General features: G+C 60.2%; 32 protein-coding genes. 30 read left to right on the top strand and 2 right to left on the bottom strand.

What is annotated here, in order from left to right; all coding sequences use genetic code 11:
- The first annotated feature begins 1 nt into the window (after nucleotide 1).
- From rplD to dsbD, 29 genes are all read left to right on the top strand, one after another.
- Complete coding sequence (rplD, locus tag KQH60_RS04480; protein WP_237575368.1) at nucleotides 2–622, top strand: 50S ribosomal protein L4; 621 nt, start codon at nucleotides 2–4, stop codon at nucleotides 620–622.
- Nucleotides 619–933 carry a 50S ribosomal protein L23 gene (gene rplW / locus KQH60_RS04485; RefSeq protein WP_237575369.1) on the top strand — a complete coding sequence of 105 codons (315 nt, stop codon included), beginning with the start codon at nucleotides 619–621 and terminating at the stop codon, nucleotides 931–933. The genes rplD and rplW overlap by 4 nt, the downstream gene beginning before the upstream one ends.
- A gap of 2 nt (nucleotides 934–935) precedes the next feature.
- Nucleotides 936–1763 carry a 50S ribosomal protein L2 gene (rplB, locus tag KQH60_RS04490; protein WP_237575370.1) on the top strand — a complete coding sequence of 276 codons (828 nt, stop codon included), beginning with the start codon at nucleotides 936–938 and terminating at the stop codon, nucleotides 1761–1763.
- Between the two features lie 10 nt (nucleotides 1764–1773).
- Nucleotides 1774–2049, top strand: a complete 276-nt coding sequence (rpsS, locus tag KQH60_RS04495; protein WP_237575371.1) for a 30S ribosomal protein S19 — start codon at nucleotides 1774–1776, stop codon at nucleotides 2047–2049.
- Between the two features lie 12 nt (nucleotides 2050–2061).
- Nucleotides 2062–2391 (top strand): 50S ribosomal protein L22, encoded by a 330-nt coding sequence (gene rplV / locus KQH60_RS04500; protein ID WP_013434786.1) that lies wholly within the window; start codon nucleotides 2062–2064, stop codon nucleotides 2389–2391.
- A gap of 11 nt (nucleotides 2392–2402) precedes the next feature.
- Entirely contained in the window at nucleotides 2403–3203 is an 801-nt protein-coding gene (rpsC, locus tag KQH60_RS04505; RefSeq protein WP_237575372.1) for a 30S ribosomal protein S3, read from the top strand.
- Between the two features lie 2 nt (nucleotides 3204–3205).
- The gene (rplP, locus tag KQH60_RS04510; protein WP_013434788.1) at nucleotides 3206–3622 is read left to right on the top strand and encodes a 50S ribosomal protein L16; all 417 of its coding nucleotides are present in this window, start codon (nucleotides 3206–3208) and stop codon (nucleotides 3620–3622) included.
- A gap of 11 nt (nucleotides 3623–3633) precedes the next feature.
- The gene (rpmC, locus tag KQH60_RS04515; RefSeq protein ID WP_013434789.1) at nucleotides 3634–3828 is read left to right on the top strand and encodes a 50S ribosomal protein L29; all 195 of its coding nucleotides are present in this window, start codon (nucleotides 3634–3636) and stop codon (nucleotides 3826–3828) included.
- Nucleotides 3825–4097 carry a 30S ribosomal protein S17 gene (gene rpsQ / locus KQH60_RS04520; RefSeq protein WP_237575373.1) on the top strand — a complete coding sequence of 91 codons (273 nt, stop codon included), beginning with the start codon at nucleotides 3825–3827 and terminating at the stop codon, nucleotides 4095–4097. Before rpmC ends, rpsQ begins: the two co-directional genes overlap by 4 nt.
- A gap of 298 nt (nucleotides 4098–4395) precedes the next feature.
- Nucleotides 4396–4764 (top strand): 50S ribosomal protein L14, encoded by a 369-nt coding sequence (rplN, locus tag KQH60_RS04525; RefSeq protein ID WP_013434792.1) that lies wholly within the window; start codon nucleotides 4396–4398, stop codon nucleotides 4762–4764.
- A gap of 9 nt (nucleotides 4765–4773) precedes the next feature.
- Nucleotides 4774–5082 (top strand): 50S ribosomal protein L24, encoded by a 309-nt coding sequence (gene rplX, locus KQH60_RS04530; protein WP_237575374.1) that lies wholly within the window; start codon nucleotides 4774–4776, stop codon nucleotides 5080–5082.
- A gap of 14 nt (nucleotides 5083–5096) precedes the next feature.
- The gene (rplE, locus tag KQH60_RS04535; RefSeq protein ID WP_237575375.1) at nucleotides 5097–5636 is read left to right on the top strand and encodes a 50S ribosomal protein L5; all 540 of its coding nucleotides are present in this window, start codon (nucleotides 5097–5099) and stop codon (nucleotides 5634–5636) included.
- A gap of 7 nt (nucleotides 5637–5643) precedes the next feature.
- Complete coding sequence (rpsN, locus tag KQH60_RS04540) at nucleotides 5644–5949, top strand: 30S ribosomal protein S14 (protein WP_013434795.1); 306 nt, start codon at nucleotides 5644–5646, stop codon at nucleotides 5947–5949.
- Between the two features lie 12 nt (nucleotides 5950–5961).
- Nucleotides 5962–6357, top strand: coding sequence for a 30S ribosomal protein S8 (rpsH, locus tag KQH60_RS04545; protein ID WP_237575376.1), 396 nt, complete (start codon nucleotides 5962–5964; stop codon nucleotides 6355–6357).
- A gap of 21 nt (nucleotides 6358–6378) precedes the next feature.
- Nucleotides 6379–6912 carry a 50S ribosomal protein L6 gene (gene rplF / locus KQH60_RS04550; RefSeq protein ID WP_237575377.1) on the top strand — a complete coding sequence of 178 codons (534 nt, stop codon included), beginning with the start codon at nucleotides 6379–6381 and terminating at the stop codon, nucleotides 6910–6912.
- Nucleotides 6913–6924: 12 nt separating this feature from the next.
- On the top strand, nucleotides 6925–7290 hold the full coding sequence (gene rplR / locus KQH60_RS04555; protein ID WP_013434799.1) for a 50S ribosomal protein L18: 366 nt from the start codon (nucleotides 6925–6927) through the stop codon (nucleotides 7288–7290).
- Between the two features lie 15 nt (nucleotides 7291–7305).
- Nucleotides 7306–7824 carry a 30S ribosomal protein S5 gene (gene rpsE / locus KQH60_RS04560; protein ID WP_076785633.1) on the top strand — a complete coding sequence of 173 codons (519 nt, stop codon included), beginning with the start codon at nucleotides 7306–7308 and terminating at the stop codon, nucleotides 7822–7824.
- Nucleotides 7825–7839: 15 nt separating this feature from the next.
- A complete protein-coding gene (gene rpmD / locus KQH60_RS04565; RefSeq protein WP_237575378.1) occupies nucleotides 7840–8022 on the top strand; it encodes a 50S ribosomal protein L30 in 183 nt (60 codons plus the stop codon).
- A gap of 26 nt (nucleotides 8023–8048) precedes the next feature.
- Nucleotides 8049–8483, top strand: coding sequence for a 50S ribosomal protein L15 (rplO, locus tag KQH60_RS04570; RefSeq protein ID WP_237575379.1), 435 nt, complete (start codon nucleotides 8049–8051; stop codon nucleotides 8481–8483).
- 44 nt (nucleotides 8484–8527) lie between these two features.
- The gene (secY, locus tag KQH60_RS04575; RefSeq protein WP_237575380.1) at nucleotides 8528–9862 is read left to right on the top strand and encodes a preprotein translocase subunit SecY; all 1335 of its coding nucleotides are present in this window, start codon (nucleotides 8528–8530) and stop codon (nucleotides 9860–9862) included.
- A gap of 11 nt (nucleotides 9863–9873) precedes the next feature.
- Entirely contained in the window at nucleotides 9874–10092 is a 219-nt protein-coding gene (gene infA, locus KQH60_RS04580) for a translation initiation factor IF-1 (RefSeq protein ID WP_004521905.1), read from the top strand.
- Between the two features lie 20 nt (nucleotides 10093–10112).
- Nucleotides 10113–10229, top strand: a complete 117-nt coding sequence (gene rpmJ, locus KQH60_RS04585; protein WP_041754149.1) for a 50S ribosomal protein L36 — start codon at nucleotides 10113–10115, stop codon at nucleotides 10227–10229.
- 34 nt (nucleotides 10230–10263) lie between these two features.
- Entirely contained in the window at nucleotides 10264–10629 is a 366-nt protein-coding gene (gene rpsM, locus KQH60_RS04590; protein WP_013434807.1) for a 30S ribosomal protein S13, read from the top strand.
- A 28-nt stretch (nucleotides 10630–10657) separates the two neighbouring features.
- Nucleotides 10658–11062, top strand: coding sequence for a 30S ribosomal protein S11 (gene rpsK, locus KQH60_RS04595; protein WP_237575381.1), 405 nt, complete (start codon nucleotides 10658–10660; stop codon nucleotides 11060–11062).
- A 148-nt stretch (nucleotides 11063–11210) separates the two neighbouring features.
- The gene (gene rpsD, locus KQH60_RS04600; protein ID WP_237575382.1) at nucleotides 11211–11834 is read left to right on the top strand and encodes a 30S ribosomal protein S4; all 624 of its coding nucleotides are present in this window, start codon (nucleotides 11211–11213) and stop codon (nucleotides 11832–11834) included.
- Nucleotides 11835–11956: 122 nt separating this feature from the next.
- Nucleotides 11957–12934: a DNA-directed RNA polymerase subunit alpha gene (gene rpoA, locus KQH60_RS04605; protein WP_013434811.1), complete on the top strand. Its 978-nt coding sequence runs from the start codon at nucleotides 11957–11959 to the stop codon at nucleotides 12932–12934.
- 158 nt (nucleotides 12935–13092) lie between these two features.
- Nucleotides 13093–13491, top strand: coding sequence for a 50S ribosomal protein L17 (gene rplQ / locus KQH60_RS04610; protein WP_237575383.1), 399 nt, complete (start codon nucleotides 13093–13095; stop codon nucleotides 13489–13491).
- Nucleotides 13492–13647: 156 nt separating this feature from the next.
- Entirely contained in the window at nucleotides 13648–13998 is a 351-nt protein-coding gene (gene cutA, locus KQH60_RS04615) for a divalent-cation tolerance protein CutA (protein WP_237575497.1), read from the top strand.
- Nucleotides 13991–15850 carry a protein-disulfide reductase DsbD gene (dsbD, locus tag KQH60_RS04620; RefSeq protein WP_237575384.1) on the top strand — a complete coding sequence of 620 codons (1860 nt, stop codon included), beginning with the start codon at nucleotides 13991–13993 and terminating at the stop codon, nucleotides 15848–15850. Before cutA ends, dsbD begins: the two co-directional genes overlap by 8 nt.
- 218 nt (nucleotides 15851–16068) lie before the next feature.
- Here dsbD and hemB read toward each other — a convergent pair whose 3' ends face one another.
- Together hemB and yihA are read right to left on the bottom strand one after the other, a co-directional pair.
- Nucleotides 16069–17070 (bottom strand): porphobilinogen synthase, encoded by a 1002-nt coding sequence (gene hemB / locus KQH60_RS04625; RefSeq protein ID WP_237575385.1) that lies wholly within the window; start codon nucleotides 17068–17070, stop codon nucleotides 16069–16071.
- Nucleotides 17071–17264: 194 nt separating this feature from the next.
- Nucleotides 17265–17933: a ribosome biogenesis GTP-binding protein YihA/YsxC gene (yihA, locus tag KQH60_RS04630; protein WP_237575386.1), complete on the bottom strand. Its 669-nt coding sequence runs from the start codon at nucleotides 17931–17933 to the stop codon at nucleotides 17265–17267.
- Between the two features lie 216 nt (nucleotides 17934–18149).
- Between yihA and KQH60_RS04635 the strand changes: the two genes are divergently transcribed.
- Nucleotides 18150–18809: a cytochrome c gene (locus KQH60_RS04635; RefSeq protein ID WP_237575387.1), complete on the top strand. Its 660-nt coding sequence runs from the start codon at nucleotides 18150–18152 to the stop codon at nucleotides 18807–18809.
- The last annotated feature ends 29 nt before the right edge of the window (nucleotides 18810–18838 follow it).

The following is an 18838-nucleotide window of genomic DNA, read 5'->3' on the forward strand; positions in this document are numbered from 1 at the left end:
AATGGAACTGAAGCTCCTGAACGACCAAGGTCAGGAAAGCGCGGGTGTGAACGCATCGGACATCGTGTTCGGTCGTGACTACAATGAAGCGCTGATCCACCAGATCGTCGTCGCGTACCAGGCGAACGCGCGTAGCGGCAATCGTGCGCAGAAGGATCGCGAGCAAGTCAAGCACACGACTAAGAAGCCGTGGCGCCAGAAGGGCACGGGCCGCGCCCGCGCCGGTATGTCGTCGAGCCCGTTGTGGCGCGGCGGTGGCCGTATCTTCCCGAACTCGCCGGAAGAGAACTTCGGCCAGAAGGTCAACAAGAAGATGTTCCGCGCCGGCGTCTGCTCGATCCTGTCGCAGCTCGCTCGTGAAGGCCGTCTGTCGGTGGTCGAGGACATTAAGCTCGAGGCACCGAAGACCAAGTTGTTGGCGGCCAAGTTCAAGGCCATGGGGCTCGAGTCGGTGCTCGTGATCACCGATACCGTCGACGAGAACCTGTACCTTGCGTCGCGCAATCTGCCGCATGTGGCGGTTGTCGAGCCGCGTTATGCCGACCCGTTGTCGCTGATCTACTTCAAGAAAGTGCTGGTCACGAAGGCTGCGGTCGCCCAGATCGAGGAGTTGCTGTCATGAGCGAAATTCGCAAGAACGATCATCGTTTGATGCAGGTTCTGCTCGCGCCGGTGATCTCCGAAAAGGCGACGCTGGTGGCCGACAAGAACGAACAAGTCGTATTCGACATTGCGCCGGATGCCACGAAGCAGGAAGTCAAGGCGGCAGTCGAATTGTTGTTCAAGGTCGAAGTAGAGTCGGTCAACGTGCTGAACGTGAAGGGCAAAGCCAAGCGCTTTGGCCGTTTCATGGGCCGCCGCAAGGACGTGCGCAAGGCGTACGTAAACCTGAAGCCGGGCCAGGAAATCAACTTTGAAGCGGAGGCCAAGTAATCATGGCACTCGTTAAGCTCAAACCGACTTCGCCTGGCCGTCGTGCGATGGTGAAGGTGGTCAACAAGGAACTGCACAAGGGCAAGCCGTACGCGGCGCTGCTCGATAAGCAAAGCTCCACGGCTGGCCGCAACAATAACGGTCATATCACGACGCGCCACAAGGGCGGCGGTCACAAGCATCACTATCGCGTCATCGATTTCCGTCGCAACAAGGACGCTATCCCGGCGAAGGTTGAGCGTCTTGAATACGACCCGAACCGCAGCGCGAACATTGCCCTGCTGTGCTATGCCGATGGTGAGCGTCGCTACATTATCGCGCCGAAGGGCGTGATGGTGGGCACACAACTGTTGTCGGGTTCGGAAGCGCCGATTCGTGCGGGCAATACGCTGCCGATCCGCAATATTCCGGTGGGTACGACCATTCACTGTGTCGAAATGCTGCCGGGCAAGGGGGCGCAAATCGCGCGCTCAGCCGGTGCGTCGGCGATGCTGTTGGCTCGCGAGGGCACGTATGCGCAGGTTCGCCTGCGCTCGGGTGAAATCCGGCGCGTGCACATCGAATGCCGTGCAACGATCGGTGAAGTCGGCAACGAGGAACACAGCCTGCGTCAGATCGGCAAGGCCGGCGCGAATCGTTGGCGCGGTATCCGTCCGACGGTCCGTGGTGTGGCAATGAACCCGATCGACCACCCGCACGGTGGCGGCGAGGGTCGTACGGCGGCGGGTCGCGATCCGGTCAGCCCGTGGGGTACGCCGACGAAGGGCTTCCGCACGCGTCGCAACAAGCGCACGACGACGATGATCGTCCAGCGCCGTCACAAGCGTTAAGGAGTAGGCAATGGCACGTTCTGTTAAAAAAGGTCCGTTCTGCGACGCCCATTTGCTGAAGAAGGTTGAGGCGGCTGCAGCTTCGCGTGACAAGAAACCGATCAAGACCTGGTCGCGTCGTTCGACGATCCTGCCGGATTTCATCGGCTTGACGATCGCTGTGCACAACGGCCGCCAGCATGTTCCGGTGTATGTGTCGGAAAATATGGTCGGCCACAAGCTCGGCGAATTCGCGTTGACCCGTACCTTCAAAGGGCACGTGGCCGACAAGAAGGCCAAGAGATAAGGGGCAATCAAGATGGAAGTGAAGGCAATTCATCGCGGTGCCCGCATTTCGGCGCAGAAGACGCGCCTTGTGGCCGACCAGATTCGCGGTTTGCCGGTTGACAAGGCCCTGAATATTCTGACGTTTTCGCCGAAGAAAGCGGCTGGTATCGTCAAGAAGGTGGTGCTATCGGCGATCGCCAATGCGGAGCACAACGAGGGTGCGGACATCGACGAGTTGAAGATCAAAACGATCTACGTCGACAAGGCAGCTTCGCTGAAGCGTTTTACCGCTCGCGCGAAGGGTCGTGGCAACCGTATCGAGAAGCAATCCTGTCACATCACTGTGACGGTCGGGAATTAAGGGGTCACACGATGGGACAGAAAATTCATCCGACTGGCTTCCGCCTGGCTGTCAGCCGTAACTGGGCATCGCGTTGGTACGCGAACAATACCCAGTTCGCTGGGATGCTGAAGGAAGACATCGGTGTTCGCGAATACCTGAAGAAAAAGCTGAAGAACGCGTCGGTGAGCCGCGTCGTGATTGAGCGTCCTGCAAAGAACGCGCGGCTCACGATCTTCAGCTCGCGTCCGGGCGTCGTGATCGGCAAGAAGGGTGAGGATATCGAGTTGTTGAAGACCGAACTGCAGCGCCGCATGGGCGTGCCGGTTCACGTCAACATCGAAGAAGTCCGTAAGCCGGAGACCGATGCGCAACTGATCGCCGATTCGATCACACAGCAGCTCGAGCGCCGGATCATGTTCCGTCGCGCGATGAAGCGCGCGATGCAAAACGCGATGCGTCTGGGTGCGCAGGGCATCAAGATCATGAGCGCGGGTCGTCTGAACGGCATCGAAATCGCACGGACCGAATGGTACCGTGAAGGCCGTGTGCCGCTGCACACGCTGCGCGCCGATATCGACTATGCGACGTCGGAAGCGAAGACGACGTACGGCATCATCGGCGTCAAGGTGTGGGTCTACAAAGGCGATACGCTCGGCCGCAACGATGTGCCGGTCGCCGAAGAGCCGGCGGACGACAAGCGTGCGCGCCGCAATGCCCGCCCAGGCGATCGTCGCCCGCGCCGTGATGGCGAAGGCGCACCGGGTGCACGTCGGGGCGGTCCGCGCCGTAGTGGTGCCGGTGCTGGCGGCGACGCGAAGAGTGGAGAATAACTATGCTGCAACCGAAACGCAGAAAGTACCGCAAAGAGCAAAAGGGTCGTAACACGGGCGTCGCAACGCGTGGCAACGCGGTGTCGTTTGGCGAATTTGGCCTGAAGGCGGTCGGTCGCGGTCGTTTAACCGCGCGTCAGATCGAATCCGCGCGCCGAGCGATGACCCGCCACATCAAGCGTGGCGGCCGCATCTGGATTCGCATCTTCCCGGACAAGCCGATTTCGCAAAAGCCGGCCGAAGTGCGGATGGGTAACGGTAAAGGTAACCCTGAGTACTACGTTGCCGAGATCCAGCCCGGCAAGATGCTGTACGAAATGGATGGCGTTAACGAAGAGCTGGCGCGTGAGGCGTTCCGTCTGGCAGCGGCGAAGTTGCCGCTGAAGACGATGTTCGTCGCTCGCCAGATCGGCGCCTAAGGAGTCAAGCGATGAAAGCTTCCGAACTTCGCGACAAGGATCAGGCCGCGCTCAACAAGGAGCTGTCGGACCTGCTGAAAGCCCAATTCGGTCTGCGCATGCAGCTCGCGACCCAGCAGCTGCAGAACACCAGCCAGCTGAAGAAGGTCCGCCGCGACATCGCGCGTGTGCGTACCGTGTTGACTGAAAAGGCGAACCAGAAATGAACGATAGCGTTAAAACCTCGCTTAAGCGGACGCTGGTCGGCAAGGTCGTCAGCAATAAGATGGACAAGACCGTGACCGTGCTCGTCGAGCATCGCGTCAAGCACCCGATCTACGGCAAGTACGTCGTGCGCTCGAAGAAGTACCACGCGCACGACGAAGCGAACACGTACAACGAGGGCGACCTCGTGGAGATCCAGGAAAATCGTCCAATTTCGAAGACGAAGGCCTGGAGCGTGTCTCGCCTGGTTGAAGCGGCGCGTATTATCTGAGTGCAGGTGGCGTGAGCCACCACAGTATCGCAACAAATTGTTGCAAGTCCGGGATTATTTGTTATAATCTCGGACTTCCCTCATATAAGGGATGCCCCGTCGCGGGTAAGTGGTGGGGCTGAGTTGGCCAGTGCGCGTGTGGGTGGCTGTCATCTGCACCGCAGGATTCACCGATTGCGATGGCGGGTTTCGTCTGCCGTCGCTGCTGTTCTAACCCAAGCAGCCGATCGGCTGACGGGACCAAGACTGACCGGCCGCGCCATGGTGGCGTGCCGGATTAAGTTGGGAAAGATAAACCATGATCCAGACCGAAACTCGGCTTGAAGTAGCCGACAACACGGGTGCACGCGAAGTGTTGTGCATCAAGGTGCTCGGCGGCTCGAAGCGTCGTTACGCGAGCATTGGCGACATCATCAAGGTGAGCGTCAAGGAAGCCACGCCGCGTGGGCGCGTCAAGAAGGGCGAAATCTATAACGCCGTGGTGGTCCGTACCGCCAAGGGCGTGCGTCGCCAGGACGGCTCGCTGATCAAGTTCGACGGCAATGCCGCCGTGCTCCTGAACAACAAGCTTGAGCCGATCGGTACGCGCATTTTCGGGCCGGTCACGCGTGAATTGCGTAGCGAACGTTTCATGAAGATCGTTTCGCTCGCGCCGGAAGTGCTGTAAGGAGTCGCGATGAACAAGATTCGCAAGGGTGACGAAATCATCGTCATCGCAGGCAAGGACAAGGGCAAGCGCGGTACCGTGCTGGCGGTTGCGGGCGATCGTGTGACGGTTGAAGGTATCAATCTCGTGAAGAAGCACGTGAAGCCGAACCCGATGAAGGGTACGACTGGCGGTGTGGAAAGCAAGTCGATGCCGTTGCACATCTCCAACGTCGCGTTGGTCGATGCGAACGGCCGTGCGTCGCGAGTGGGCATCAAGGTCGAGGACGGCAAGAAGGTACGCTTCCTGAAGACCACCGGTGCTGTGCTGAGCGCCTGAGTCGGGAGTCGAAAATGGCACGTTTGCAGCAGGTTTACAAAGAAAAGATTGTTTCCGAACTGACGCAAAAGTTCGGCTACAAGTCCGTGATGGAAGTGCCGCGCATCACCAAGATCACGCTGAACATGGGTCTGGGTGACGCGGTCGCTGACAAGAAGATCATCGACAACGCAGTAGGTGATCTAACAAAGATCGCTGGTCAGAAGCCGGTCGTGACGAAAGCGCGTAAGGCGATCGCGGGCTTCAAGATCCGCCAGGGCTATCCAATTGGCGCGATGGTCACGCTGCGTGGTCGCGCAATGTATGAGTTCCTGGATCGCTTCGTGACGATCGCGCTGCCGCGGGTGCGCGATTTCCGTGGCATCTCGGGCCGGGCATTCGATGGTCGCGGCAACTACAACATCGGGGTCAAGGAGCAGATCATTTTCCCCGAGATTGATTACGACAAGATCGACGCGCTGCGTGGGCTGAATATCAGCATCACGACGACTGCGAAGACTGACGAAGAAGCGAAGGCACTGCTCGCCAGCTTCAAGTTCCCGTTCAGAAACTGAGGTTACCGTGGCTAAACTGGCACTGATCGAACGTGAAAAGAAGCGTGCTCGTCTCGCAGCGAAGTATGCGCCAAAGCGCGCGGCGCTCAAGGCGATCATTGACGATACGAGCAAGTCCGACGAAGAGCGCTACGAAGCGCGCCTGAAGCTGCAGCAACTGCCGCGCAACGCGAACCCGACCCGCAAGCGCAATCGCTGCGCGATCACCGGGCGTCCGCGTGGCACGTTCCGCAAATTTGGCTTGGCGCGCGGCAAGATTCGCGAAATCGCATTCCGCGGCGAGATTCCCGGCCTGACGAAGGCGAGCTGGTAAGGAGCAACATAAATGAGCATGAGTGATCCTATCGCCGATATGCTGACTCGCATCCGCAACGCGCAGATGGTCGAGAAGGCGGCGGTGACGATGCCCTCGTCGAAAGTGAAGGTCGCAATCGCGCAGGTCCTGAAGGACGAAGGCTACATCGACGACTTCGTTGTGAAGGCCCAGGGCCCGAAGGCGGAACTGAACATTGCACTGAAGTACCACGCCGGCCGACCGGTCATCGAGCGTCTGGAACGCGTGTCCAAGCCAGGCCTTCGCGTGTATCGCGGCCGCAACGATATCCCGCAGGTCATGAACGGCCTGGGCGTCGCCATCGTGTCCACGCCCAAGGGTGTGATGACCGATCGCAAGGCGCGCGCCACGGGTGTGGGCGGCGAAGTCATTTGCTACGTCGCGTAAAGCCCGACAGGAGAGTGAAACATGTCTCGAGTAGGTAAGAGCCCGATTCCTCTGCCCAACGGTGCTGAGGTGACGCTGGGCGATACGCAGATTACGCTAAAAGGGCCGTTGGGCACGATTTCTCAGGCGCTAAACCCGCTTGTGAAGGTGATCAACGACAACGGCGAACTGAAGTTCCAACCGGTTGATGAGTCGAGCGAAGCGAACGCGCTGTCCGGCACGATGCGCGCACTTGTCGCGAATATGGTGAACGGCGTGACGAAGGGCTTCGAGCGCAAGCTCACGCTGGTCGGCGTTGGTTACCGTGCGCAGGCGCAAGGCGACAAGTTGAATCTGTCGCTGGGCTTCTCGCATCCGGTCGTGCATCAAATGCCGGAAGGTGTGAAGGCGGAAACGCCGTCGCAAACGGAAATCGTCATCAAGGGGATCGACAAGCAGAAGGTCGGCCAAGTTGCCGCGGAAGTGCGCGGCTACCGTCCGCCTGAGCCCTATAAGGGCAAGGGTGTGCGCTACGCCGACGAAGCCGTGATCCTCAAGGAAACGAAGAAGAAGTAAAGGTGCGCAATCATGGATAAGACTCAATCTCGCCTGCGCCGTGCTCGTCAAACGCGTATCAAGATCGCTGAGCTGCAGGTTGCGCGTCTGGCCGTGCACCGCACCAACCAGCACATCTACGCGCAGGTGTTCTCGCCGTGCGGTACGAAGGTGGTGGCGAGCGCATCGACCGTCGAGGTCGAGGTGCGCCAGCAACTGGCCGACAAGTCGGGCAAGGGCGGTAATGTCGCCGCGGCCCAGTTGATCGGCAAGCGTATCGCCGAGAAGGCCAAGGCTGCCGGTATCGAATCCGTCGCCTTCGACCGCTCGGGCTTCCGCTATCACGGCCGCGTCAAGGCGCTTGCCGATGCCGCGCGTGAAGCCGGGCTCAAGTTCTAAGGATAGGGATTCGTCATGGCAAAGATGCAAGCGAAGGTTCAGGCCGACGAACGCGACGACGGCCTGCGCGAAAAAATGATCTCGGTCAATCGTGTGACCAAGGTCGTGAAGGGTGGCCGGATTCTCGGTTTCGCCGCGCTGACGGTGGTCGGCGACGGTGATGGTCGGGTTGGCATGGGCAAGGGCAAGGCCAAGGAAGTACCGGTCGCTGTCCAGAAGGCGATGGAGCAGGCTCGCCGCAACATGTTCAAGGTACCGTTGAAGAACGGTACGCTGCAGCATGAGGCGCACGGCAAGCACGGCGCGTCGCAGGTGTTGCTCGCACCGGCCAAGCAAGGTACCGGCGTGATCGCCGGCGGCCCGATGCGTGCGGTGTTCGAGGTGATGGGCGTGACGAACGTCGTGGCGAAAAGCCACGGTTCGACGAACCCGTACAATCTCGTTCGTGCCACGCTCGACGGTCTGCGTCGCCAGTCCACGCCGGCCGATATCGCGGCCAAGCGCGGCAAGAGCGTCGAAGAAATTTTGGGTTAAGGCGGGGTGGTCACCATGTCTGAAAAAACTGTCAAGGTCCAGCTCGTCAAGAGCCTGATCGGTACCCGCGACACGCATCGCGCGACGGTGCGCGGCCTCGGCCTGCGTCGCCTGAACTCGGTGAGCGAATTGCAGGACACGCCGGCGGTGCGCGGCATGATCAACAAGGTCTCGTACCTGATCAAGGTCATCGGCTAAGCGCGACACGAGCTCAAGGAGTGAATATGGAACTGAACAACCTGAAGCCGGCCGCAGGCTCGAAGCACGCAAAGCGTCGCGTCGGCCGCGGCATCGGCTCCGGCCTGGGCAAGACGGCGGGCCGTGGGCACAAGGGGCAGAAGTCGCGTTCGGGCGGCTTCCATAAGGTGGGCTTCGAAGGCGGTCAAATGCCGCTGCAACGCCGCTTGCCCAAGCGCGGATTCACGTCGCTGACGAAGGAGTTCGTGGGTGAAGTGCGCCTGGGCGACCTGGAAAAGCTGCCGGTCGACGAAATCGATCTGCTGGCGCTGAAGCAAGCAGGTCTCGTGGGCGAGTTGATCAAAAGTGCGAAGATCATCGCGACCGGCGAGATCAAGCGCAAGGTCACGATCAAGGGGGTAGGCGCCACGAAGAGCGCGCGTGCTGCGATCGAAGCTGCGGGCGGTTCGTTTGCTGAGTAAGTCGTTGCAGACGCGGTCACTCGGATTTGCTACGGAGAAGGTTCTTGGCTAACAGTCCGACTTTCGCAAAGACTGGACGCGGTGGGCCGAAGTACGGCGATCTGCGCCGGCGGCTGGTCTTCCTGCTGCTGGCGCTAATCGTCTACCGGATCGGCGCGCATATCCCGGTGCCGGGAATCGATCCTGATCAACTGGCCAAGCTGTTCCAAAGCCAGTCCGGCGGCATCCTAGCCATGTTCAACATGTTCTCGGGTGGCGCGCTGTCGCGGTTCACGGTGTTTGCGCTAGGGATCATGCCGTACATCTCGGCATCGATTATCATGCAGCTGCTCGCGATCGTGTCCCCGCAGTTGGAAGCGCTGAAGAAGGAAGGGCAGGCGGGTCAGCGCAAGATTACCCAGTACACGCGCTACTTCACGGTGGCGCTGGCGACGTTCCAGGCGTTCAGTATCGCGGTTGCGCTCGAGAATCAGCCGAACTTGGTGATCGATCCAGGCATGATGTTTCGGCTTACAACGGTGGTAACGCTGGTAACCGGCACGATGTTCCTGATGTGGCTTGGCGAGCAGATCACCGAGCGCGGCTTGGGCAACGGGATTTCGATTATTATCTTCGGCGGTATCGCGGCGGGCTTCCCGAACGCGATCGGCGGATTGTTCGAACTGGTGCGCACTGGATCAATGAGCATCATCTCGGCGATCGTCATCGTCGTGCTGATTGCTGCGGTCACGTATCTGGTCGTGTTTATCGAACGGGGGCAACGCAAGATTCTTGTGAATTATGCGAAGCGCCAAGTCGGTAATAAGATCTACGGTGGCCAGTCGTCGCACCTGCCATTGAAGCTGAACATGTCGGGTGTGATTCCGCCGATTTTCGCGTCGTCGATCATCCTGTTGCCGGCGACGATCGCGAACTGGGTCAGCTCCGGCGCGAACATGCGTTGGCTGCATGATCTGGCGTCGACGTTGGCGCCGGGGCAGCCGGTGTACGTAATGTTGTACGCGTTGGCTATTGTTTTCTTCTGTTTCTTTTACACCGCATTGGTGTTCAACAGTAAGGAAACGGCCGACAACCTGAAGAAAAGTGGTGCCTTTGTGCCGGGGATTCGCCCGGGCGAGCAGACCGCGCGTTACATCGACAAGATTCTCACGCGTCTGACGCTGGCCGGTGCGATCTATATCGTATTCGTGTGCCTCTTGCCCGAATTCTTGGTGCTGCGCTGGAACGTGCCGTTCTACTTTGGCGGCACTTCGCTGCTGATCATCGTCGTCGTGACGATGGACTTTATGGCGCAGGTGCAGTCGTACGTTATGTCGCAACAGTATGAATCGCTGCTCAAGAAAGCTAATTTCAAGGGCGGCAATCTCCCGATGCGTTGAGCACAAGGAATATGGCCAAAGACGATGTCATTCAGATGCAGGGCGAGGTCATTGAAAACCTCCCGAATGCAACATTCCGGGTCAAACTGGAAAACGGCCATGTCGTGTTGGGGCATATCTCCGGAAAGATGCGGATGCACTATATCCGGATCCTCCCGGGCGACAAGGTGACGGTGGAATTGACGCCTTACGATCTGTCTCGTGCGCGGATCGTGTTCCGGGCGAAGTGATTGAGAAAAAGGGTAATATCATGAAAGTGATGGCATCGGTTAAGTGCATTTGCCGCAATTGCAAAATCATCAAGCGCAAGGGCGTCGTGCGCGTCATTTGCAGCTCGGATCCGCGTCACAAGCAGCGCCAGGGCTAAGGCTACGCTTGCGCTTTTTGTTTGAGGAAAAACAATGGCTCGTATCGCAGGGGTTAACATCCCAGTTCACAAGCACACCGTGATCGGCCTACAGGCGATTCTCGGTATTGGTGCCTCGCGCGCACGGTTGATCTGTGTGGCAGCTGGCGTGGACACTTCGAAGAAGGTTAAGGAACTGACCGACGCGGATCTCGAAAAGCTGCGCGATGAAGTCGCGAAGTTTGTCGTCGAGGGCGATTTGCGCCGTGAAGTGACGATGAACATCAAGCGCAAGATGGACATCGGTTGCTACGAAGGTGTCCGCCATCGTAAGGGTCTGCCCATGCGCGGTCAGCGCACGCGCACGAACGCCCGTACCCGTAAGGGTCCGCGTCGTGCAGCCCAAGCGCTGAAGAAGTAAGCGGAACTGACAGTTACAGGAAAACGTAATGGCTAAGGCTTCGAACAGCAGCGCGGCGCAACGCGTTCGCAAGAAGGTCAAAAAGAACGTCGCTGAGGGCGTAGTGCACGTCCATGCGTCGTTTAATAACACGATCATCACGATCACGGATCGTCAGGGCAACGCACTGGCATGGGCGACGTCGGGTGGTCAAGGGTTCAAGGGTTCGCGCAAGTCGACCCCGTTCGCTGCGCAGGTAGCCGCCGAGTCGGCTGGCCGCGTTGCGATGGAGTATGGCGTGAAGAACCTCGAGGTCCGGATCAAGGGGCCGGGCCCAGGTCGTGAATCGGCGGTTCGCGCGCTGCACGGCCTTGGCATCAAAATCACGGCGATTTCCGATGTGACGCCGGTGCCGCACAACGGATGCCGTCCGCCGAAGCGCCGCCGCATCTGATGTGGGCAAGTGTATTGGAGCCTGTTGCCGTGCGCGGCAACAGGCTCGCTGTATTGAGTTTATCGACTAAGTCCACCGTTCGGCCCAAAGGGTGCGAACTAGCGCGGATCGGCCAGATCCGTGTAAATCAACGTTAAGGAATTGCAAAGTGGCACGCTATACCGGTCCGAAAGCAAAACTGTCCCGCCGCGAAGGCACCGATTTGTTCTTGAAGAGCGCGCGTCGCTCGCTCGCCGATAAGTGCAAGCTCGACAGCAAGCCGGGGCAGCATGGTCGCACGTCGGGCGCACGCACGTCCGACTACGGTCTGCAGCTGCGCGAAAAGCAGAAGGTGAAGCGGATTTACGGCGTGCTCGAGCGCCAGTTCCGTCGTTACTTCGCCGAAGCTGATCGCCGCAAGGGCAACACCGGCGAAACGCTGCTGCAACTGCTCGAATCGCGTCTGGACACAGTCGTGTATCGCATGGGCTTTGGCTCGACGCGCGCTGAAGCGCGTCAGCTGGTCAGCCACAAGGCAATCACCGTGAACGGTCAGGTGGCGAACATCCCGTCGTTGCAGGTGAAAGCCGGTGATGTGGTTGCCGTGCGCGAGCAAGCGCGGAAGCAAACGCGAATTCAAGAGGCGTTGTCGCTGGCCGAGCAGAACAGCTTCCCGGGTTGGGTGTCGGTCGACGCGAAGAAGTTCGAAGGCACCTTCAAGCACGTGCCCGAGCGTAGCGACATTGCCGGTGACATCAATGAAAGCCTGATCGTCGAATTGTATTCGCGCTAATCGTATCGAGGCCGAGCTGCTTGTCCGCGCGCGTGCGTCGGTGGCTCGGCTGTTCGTCTTTCAGGTTGTCACCGGTCAGCCTTATCGGTGTAACGAGCCGAGGGTATTGAAAAGGAAAACCTATGCAAACCAGTTTGTTGAAGCCCAAGATCATCGCAGTGGATTCGCTTGGCGACAACCACGCGAAAGTGGTCATGGAGCCGTTTGAACGCGGTTATGGCCACACCTTGGGCAATGCGCTCCGGCGTGTTTTGCTATCGTCGATGATCGGCTATGCACCGACCGAAGTGACGATCGCTGGCGTCGTGCACGAGTATTCGACGCTCGACGGTGTGCAAGAGGACGTGGTCAACCTGCTGTTGAACCTCAAGGGCGTGGTGTTCAAGCTGCACAACCGCGATGAAGTGACCGTCACGCTGCGCAAGGAAGGCGAAGGTGTGGTGATCGCCGGTGATATCGAGGTGCCACACGATTGCGAGGTCATCAATCCGGAGCACGTTATCGCCCATTTATCCAAGGGTGGTAAGCTCGACGTGCAGATCAAAGTCGAGAAGGGACGTGGCTATGTGCCGGGCAACGTACGCCGCTATGGTGACGAAAGCGCAAAGGTCATCGGCCGCATCGTGCTCGACGCGTCGTTCTCGCCGGTTCGCCGGGTCAGCTACGCGGTCGAGAGTGCACGCGTCGAGCAGCGTACCGACTTGGACAAGCTTGTGATGAACATCGAGACCAATGGCGTGATTTCGCCGGAGGAAGCGATTCGTCAATCGGCCCGCATCCTGGTCGACCAGTTGTCCGTGTTTGCGGCGCTGGAAGGCACCGAAACGACGGCTGAAGCGCCGTCGCGCGCGCCGCAGATCGATCCGATCCTGCTGCGTCCGGTGGACGATCTCGAACTGACGGTCCGCTCCGCGAACTGTCTGAAGGCCGAGAACATCTACTACATCGGCGACCTGATCCAGCGTACCGAGAACGAGCTACTGAAGACGCCGAACCTGGGCCGCAAGTCGTTGAACGAGATCAAGGAAGTGCTTGCTTCGCGTGGCTTGACGCTCGGCATGAAGCTGGAGAATTGGCCGCCGGCTGGCCTCGACAAATAATCGGTGGGCATCGCTGCCCATTGTAATGAACTGGCAATGACGTGGATATTCTTTTAGAATCCGCGTCTTGTCGTATCCTGTACCGGCCCGTGCACGTTCCTCGTATCGAGTCGCGCAATAGAAGAGCTGGATCAAAACTCTGAATCAAGGAAACTGAAATGCGTCACCGTCACGGTTTGCGGAAACTAAACCGCACGAGCAGCCACCGCTTGGCCATGCTCCGTAATATGTCGAACTCGTTGATCGAGCACGAAGTCATTAAGACGACGTTGCCCAAAGCAAAGGAGCTTCGCAAGGTCGTCGAGCCGCTGATCACGCTGGGCAAGAAGCCGTCTGTCGCGAACCGCCGTCTTGCTTTCGCGCGGCTGCGCGACGACAAGTCGGTATCGAAGTTGTTCGAAGTGCTCGGTCCGCGCTACGCCACGCGCCCGGGCGGCTATTTGCGAATCCTGAAGTTCGGCTTCCGCGTCGGCGACAATGCACCGATGGCACTGGTTGAGTTGGTTGACCGTCCGGTTGTCGAGGAAGCAGCGGCGGAAGCGGTAGAAAGCGAATAAGCGCTGCCGTCAGCAAATCAAAAGGCCAAGCTCCGCTTGGCCTTTTTTTGTTACGCGGCGCACCGAATGCTGGTTTCGCGCACGAACACGATCGTGCGCGGGTGTTACGATATTGCGGTAGAGGCGGCGTGCCCGGCAAGCGCCGCTCATCGTTCAATGATGCGGGAGGAAGGGGTGTCATCGACCGTTATCTTAATGCTTACGACCTTGCCCGATGCCCAGGCCGCGGCGACGCTTGCGCGCGCCGTACTGGACGCGCGGTTAGCGGCCTGTGCGACGCAACTTGCGCCGTCTCACTCGGTCTATCACTGGCAAGGCAGCCTCGAGCACGCGGACGAGGTGCCGCTGTTGTTCAAGACGGCGATGGCGCGCGCGTTCGAGTTGGAAAAATTTATTGCCGCAAACCATCCGTATCAGACGCCGGAGATCCTGTCCTGGTCCGCTGCGTCGTCGCCTGCCTACGCGTTGTGGGTTGACACGCAGACATCACGTCCGACACATGTTTAGTCTGTCTTTCAAACGTTCGGTTGCTGCGTCATGGTTGACCGGGATCGCGCTGCTCATCGCGGTACTGTGGGCGACTGGGGCGTCCCGCGCCGCGTGGGCGAGCGACGATTTTCTCGATCCACAAGACGCGTTTCAATTCAGCTCGGTCGAAAAGCCGGGGACGGTCGAGTTGCATTTCAGCATTGCCGACGGCTACTACCTGTACCGCGAGCGCTTTGCGTTTGCTATCAAGTCGGGCGATGCCGCGCTGGGGGCGCCACAGTTGCCGCCTGGCAAGATCAAGTTCGACCCAACCTTCAATAAAGACGTCGAGATGTACCGTGGCAATCTTGTCATCACGGTGCCCATTAGCCGCGCGGGCGGCGCGTTCGATCTTGTCGTGACGTCGCAGGGCTGCGCGGACCAGGGGATCTGTTACCCGCCGGCCGAGCACGTCGTGCATCTGAACGGCCCGGCGCTCAAGGCTGGCGTGGCAGGTGCGACGGCGACTGGTGACAGCAATGCACGATCGGGTTCGTTGATCGAGCGCTTCTTCAGCGCCGACGATGCGCGAGCAGTGTTGCAACAGGATGGATTGTTTGCTGTGCTGGCGTTCTTTTTTGCCGGTGGCATCGTGTTGAGCTTGTTTCCCTGCTCGCTGCCGATGATCCCGATCCTGTCATCGATCATTGTTGGCCAAGGGGCCCACGTGACACGCGCGCGCGGCTTCGCGTTGTCAGTAGCCTATGTACTTGGCATGGCGCTGGTGTACGCGTTGCTCGGCGTAGCAGCCGCGGCGATCGGCCAAAGCCTCGGGGCGTGGCTGCAGAGCCGATGGGTGCTCGGTGCCTTCGCGGTACTGATCGCGGGGATGGGGGGCGTGTTGTTGGCTGGTCGGGATATTCAGTTGCCACAGGGGCTGCAGGACCGCGCCAATGCGCTGTCGCAGCGCCAGGCAGGGGGCCGGTTTGCGGCCGCCTTTATCATGGGGGCGTTGTCGGCCGTCGTCGTCGGCGCATGTATGACCGCGCCGCTGGCTGCGGTCCTGCTGTTCATCGCGCATACCGGCAACATCGGCGTGGGGGCCGCATCGCTGTTCGCGATGGGGCTCGGCAATGGCGTGCCGCTGCTGGTCGTTGGAATCGGGGCCGGCGCGCTGCTGCCACGCGCGGGTCGCTGGATGGACGCCGTCAAGCGCATTTTCGGCATGATGCTGTTGGCCGTCGCGCTATGGCTCGTGACACCGGTGTTGCCCGGCACGATCTCGATGTCGCTGGCGGCGCTATGGCTACTGTTCACAGCAGCGCTACTGCGGCTTTTTGATCGCTCGACCGGCGCGGTATCGATCGGCGCGCGATTGAGCAAGGGCCTGGCCGCGGCGCTTGCCGTGTGGGGTGTCGCGCTGCTGGTCGGGGTGGCCGCCGGTTCGTCGGATCCGTTCAGACCGCTCGCTGTCTTTGCCGGCGCGCGGACCGGGCCCGGGGCTGCGGCAATGATCACTGCGCCTACCTTTACCCCGGTCACGTCGACGGCACAGTTGGATCAGACGCTGGGCGCGGCGCGGCGGCCGGCGATGTTGGATTTCTACGCGAACTGGTGCACCAGTTGCAAAGAAATGGAGCAGTTTACGTTCAGTGACGAGCGTGTGCGGACAAGATTGGCGTCGATGAGCCTGCTGCGTGCCGACGTTACGGCGAACAACGCCGACGACCAGGCGTTGCTGCGGCGCTTCCGGCTGTTCGGGCCGCCCGGAATCATTTTCTTCGACGCTCAAGGCCGGGAACTGGCTCGGGTCGTCGGCTATCAGTCGCCGGAGCTTTTCTTGAAAAGCCTGGACCGCCTGATCGGCGCCCCATCCCCGATCGCCGGCTAAAAGTCTTGGAACGAGCGCTGCCGGCGACGTGACGCTGGACCATGCCAGAGGCGGGGCCCGCTGCTAGCTCACCGGCGCTGGACTGCCTCCCGTGGATAGTTCCCGCCGGATGATTTTCGCCGATCGCGCCCGCTGCATCGCTGAGGCCGGGTCGCTCAGACTTGATCACTCAGGCCGGATTACTCAGGCTGGATCACGCCCGTGCGAGGTGGGCGGTATCAGCGACGCTGTTCCCGCAGGATACGGGCGGCATCCAGTGCAAAGTAGGTCAGCACGCCATCCGCGCCAGCCCGCTTGAACGCCAGCAACGACTCCATGACGACCTTATCGTGGTCCAGCCAGCCGTTTTGCGCGGCGGCCTTCAGCATCGCGTATTCGCCGCTGACCTGATAAGCATAGGTTGGGAAGTGAAATGCTTCTTTCACGCGATACACGACGTCCAGGTACGGCATGCCAGGCTTGACCATCACCATGTCCGCACCTTCCTCGATGTCCAACTGGACCTCGCGCAGCGCCTCGTCGCCATTGGCCGGGTCCATCTGGTACGTCATCTTGTCGCCCTTGCCCAGATTGCCCGCTGAACCGACCGCGTCACGAAACGGGCCGTAAAATGCCGATGCATACTTGGCCGCATAAGCCATGATCCGGGTATGGATATGGCCTTCGTGCTCGAGCATTGTGCGGATCGAGCCGATCCGGCCGTCCATCATGTCCGATGGCGCCACGATATCGACGCCGGCCTGCGCTTGCGTGCGTGCCTGCTCCACGAGGATTGCCGAGGTCACGTCGTTGATGACGTAGCCATGCTCGTCCAGCACGCCGTCTTGTCCATGGCTCGTGTACGGATCCAGCGCGACGTCGGTTAGCACGCCGAGCTCGGGAAAACGGCGCTTGAGTTCGCGCACTGCCCGCGGAATCAGCCCGTCGGGGTTGGTCGCTTCCCGGCCGTCCGGCGTCTTCAGTGACGGCTCGATCGCCGGGAACAACGACAGCACCGGAATGCCGGCCTGGACACATTGTTCAGCCACGCCCATCAACAAATCGACTGACGTGCGTTCGACGCCTGGCAATGAGGCTACCGGTTGGCGAACCTGCGTGCCTTCGACGATGAATACCGGGTAGATCAGATCATCCGTCGTCAGGTGGTTCTCACGCATCAGGCGGCGCGAGAAATCATCACGACGCATGCGGCGCGGACGGTATTGGGGGAAGAAGCTCATGGGGATGCGTATTCGAGTACGTTATTGGACAGATGGCGGCGCCCAAAACTTTTTAGGCCATTGGTATATCATACCGAGCGAGCGCCGCACAATGTGCGGAACTCCCCGCTTCTCCTCCCTGAGCGGGTGCCTGTCGTTCTACGATTAGGCTGTTGGCCCGCCGCGTGACGGCGGGTTTTTTTATCGGCGCACGCTTATTCGCTCGCCTCGGGACCGGATGGCGCACCCGCCTGCGAAGCGCCGTCAGGTGCCAGCCAATGCTCCAGCAGTGCATGAGCCTGGTCTAGACCGGTACGCTTGAGGGCCGAAAACAACTGTATCGTGATCTCGCTGCGCAGACCGCTAGCCTGGTAAGCGGTGGCGGCTTTTTGCGCGTCACGCAATGCATTCATGCTTTCCTGCCGTGTCAATTTGTCGCATTTGGTCAGCAGCACGTGGATCGGCCGCGCGGTCGCGCCGAACCACTCGACCATGCGCCGGTCCAGTTCCGTGAATGGCCGCCGCGAATCCATCACAAGGATCATGCCGCGGATCTGCGGCCGCGTCGTCAGGTAGGTGCTCAGTAACGCTTCCCAATGCGCCTTGGCGGCGCCGGGCACTTCGGCGTACCCGTACCCAGGCAGATCGACTAGGTGCGCGACGGGCGCGTGCGCCGGCCCGATCGCAAAGTAATTAATATGCTGGGTGCGTCCGGGCGTCTTGCTTGCGAACGCAAGCCGCTTCTGGTTGCACAATACGTTGATCGCCGTGGACTTGCCGGCGTTGGAGCGGCCGGCGAACGCCACTTCCGGCTGTATCGTCGCGGGCAGGTCGCGCAGATGGTTGACGGTCGTGAAAAAATGGGACTGATGTAGCAAGGGCATGAGATCACCAACGGGGCGGCGCAATGCAAGGGCAGTGGCCGGGCAACCCCGGGCTGGCATCATCGCGAATAGCGCGTTATTGTACAATGCGACGGTTTACTGACGATCCGATTGTGACGATTTGATTGCGTGCCCGCCAGGTCGGCGGAGGATGCCTACCGTCGTTTGTTGCAGAACCTCCGTTCTCTTTCCTACAAGACGAAACAAGGTGTGCGAATGAACCGATTGAGCAGGTCTGTGATCGTGCTTCAAATGTTGGCAGGAATCGGTACGGTGTTGGCAGGGGCAGGGGTGGCGGCAGCGGCGGATGCGCTGGCAAAGCCGGACCTCAATCGAGGACAGACCATTGCCGTCCAGGTGTGTGCGACGTGTCATGGCACGGACGGCAACAGCGCGGGTGGGGCATTCCCGAAGCTTGCCGGGCAGCACGCGGACTATACCGTTAAGCAATTGGGCAATTTCAAGACGCAACCGGGCACGAAGCAACCGGAGCGCAAGAACGACGTGATGGCACCTTTTGCCGCCGTGCTGTCGGAACAGGACACAGCGAACGTGGCGGCCTATTTCGCGTCCCAGCAGCAAACGCTCGGATTCGCGAGCGACAACGCGTTGGTGGCGGTGGGCCAGCGGATCTGGCGCGGCGGCCTCCCCGAAAAGGGCGTGCCGGCGTGCGCGGGTTGTCACGGGCCCGCCGGCGCGGGGATCCCGGCGCAGTATCCGCGCCTGGCCGGACAGTGGAGCGACTACACAATTGCCCAATTGAGGGCGTTCGCGCAAGGCACGCGCAACAACAACGTGCCGATGAGCCAAATCGCGGCGCGGCTCAGTGATCATGAGATCAAGGCGGTGGCCGAGTACATCAGCGGCTTGCGGTAATACGACGGCGGGCCGCCGGTGAAAACCGC

Origin of the sequence: Mycetohabitans sp. B8, from assembly GCF_021991875.1 — a bacterium.
Classification (GTDB): domain Bacteria; phylum Pseudomonadota; class Gammaproteobacteria; order Burkholderiales; family Burkholderiaceae; genus Mycetohabitans.

What these genes read in the sequence shown, in the direction of transcription:
- rplD (WP_237575368.1), top strand. Translation starts at nt 2, where the DNA reads ATGGAACTGAAGCTCCTGAACGACCAAGGTCAGGAAAGCGCGGGTGTG.
- rplW (WP_237575369.1), top strand. Translation starts at nt 619, where the DNA reads ATGAGCGAAATTCGCAAGAACGATCATCGTTTGATGCAGGTTCTGCTC.
- rplB (WP_237575370.1), top strand. Translation starts at nt 936, where the DNA reads ATGGCACTCGTTAAGCTCAAACCGACTTCGCCTGGCCGTCGTGCGATG.
- rpsS (WP_237575371.1), top strand. Translation starts at nt 1,774, where the DNA reads ATGGCACGTTCTGTTAAAAAAGGTCCGTTCTGCGACGCCCATTTGCTG.
- rplV (WP_013434786.1), top strand. Translation starts at nt 2,062, where the DNA reads ATGGAAGTGAAGGCAATTCATCGCGGTGCCCGCATTTCGGCGCAGAAG.
- rpsC (WP_237575372.1), top strand. Translation starts at nt 2,403, where the DNA reads ATGGGACAGAAAATTCATCCGACTGGCTTCCGCCTGGCTGTCAGCCGT.
- rplP (WP_013434788.1), top strand. Translation starts at nt 3,206, where the DNA reads ATGCTGCAACCGAAACGCAGAAAGTACCGCAAAGAGCAAAAGGGTCGT.
- rpmC (WP_013434789.1), top strand. Translation starts at nt 3,634, where the DNA reads ATGAAAGCTTCCGAACTTCGCGACAAGGATCAGGCCGCGCTCAACAAG.
- rpsQ (WP_237575373.1), top strand. Translation starts at nt 3,825, where the DNA reads ATGAACGATAGCGTTAAAACCTCGCTTAAGCGGACGCTGGTCGGCAAG.
- rplN (WP_013434792.1), top strand. Translation starts at nt 4,396, where the DNA reads ATGATCCAGACCGAAACTCGGCTTGAAGTAGCCGACAACACGGGTGCA.
- rplX (WP_237575374.1), top strand. Translation starts at nt 4,774, where the DNA reads ATGAACAAGATTCGCAAGGGTGACGAAATCATCGTCATCGCAGGCAAG.
- rplE (WP_237575375.1), top strand. Translation starts at nt 5,097, where the DNA reads ATGGCACGTTTGCAGCAGGTTTACAAAGAAAAGATTGTTTCCGAACTG.
- rpsH (WP_237575376.1), top strand. Translation starts at nt 5,962, where the DNA reads ATGAGCATGAGTGATCCTATCGCCGATATGCTGACTCGCATCCGCAAC.
- rplF (WP_237575377.1), top strand. Translation starts at nt 6,379, where the DNA reads ATGTCTCGAGTAGGTAAGAGCCCGATTCCTCTGCCCAACGGTGCTGAG.
- rplR (WP_013434799.1), top strand. Translation starts at nt 6,925, where the DNA reads ATGGATAAGACTCAATCTCGCCTGCGCCGTGCTCGTCAAACGCGTATC.
- rpsE (WP_076785633.1), top strand. Translation starts at nt 7,306, where the DNA reads ATGGCAAAGATGCAAGCGAAGGTTCAGGCCGACGAACGCGACGACGGC.
- rpmD (WP_237575378.1), top strand. Translation starts at nt 7,840, where the DNA reads ATGTCTGAAAAAACTGTCAAGGTCCAGCTCGTCAAGAGCCTGATCGGT.
- rplO (WP_237575379.1), top strand. Translation starts at nt 8,049, where the DNA reads ATGGAACTGAACAACCTGAAGCCGGCCGCAGGCTCGAAGCACGCAAAG.
- infA (WP_004521905.1), top strand. Translation starts at nt 9,874, where the DNA reads ATGGCCAAAGACGATGTCATTCAGATGCAGGGCGAGGTCATTGAAAAC.
- rpmJ (WP_041754149.1), top strand. Translation starts at nt 10,113, where the DNA reads ATGAAAGTGATGGCATCGGTTAAGTGCATTTGCCGCAATTGCAAAATC.
- rpsM (WP_013434807.1), top strand. Translation starts at nt 10,264, where the DNA reads ATGGCTCGTATCGCAGGGGTTAACATCCCAGTTCACAAGCACACCGTG.
- rpsK (WP_237575381.1), top strand. Translation starts at nt 10,658, where the DNA reads ATGGCTAAGGCTTCGAACAGCAGCGCGGCGCAACGCGTTCGCAAGAAG.
- rpoA (WP_013434811.1), top strand. Translation starts at nt 11,957, where the DNA reads ATGCAAACCAGTTTGTTGAAGCCCAAGATCATCGCAGTGGATTCGCTT.
- rplQ (WP_237575383.1), top strand. Translation starts at nt 13,093, where the DNA reads ATGCGTCACCGTCACGGTTTGCGGAAACTAAACCGCACGAGCAGCCAC.
- cutA (WP_237575497.1), top strand. Translation starts at nt 13,648, where the DNA reads ATGATGCGGGAGGAAGGGGTGTCATCGACCGTTATCTTAATGCTTACG.
- dsbD (WP_237575384.1), top strand. Translation starts at nt 13,991, where the DNA reads ATGTTTAGTCTGTCTTTCAAACGTTCGGTTGCTGCGTCATGGTTGACC.
- hemB (WP_237575385.1), bottom strand. Translation starts at nt 17,070, where the DNA reads ATGAGCTTCTTCCCCCAATACCGTCCGCGCCGCATGCGTCGTGATGAT.
- yihA (WP_237575386.1), bottom strand. Translation starts at nt 17,933, where the DNA reads ATGCCCTTGCTACATCAGTCCCATTTTTTCACGACCGTCAACCATCTG.
- KQH60_RS04635 (WP_237575387.1), top strand. Translation starts at nt 18,150, where the DNA reads ATGAACCGATTGAGCAGGTCTGTGATCGTGCTTCAAATGTTGGCAGGA.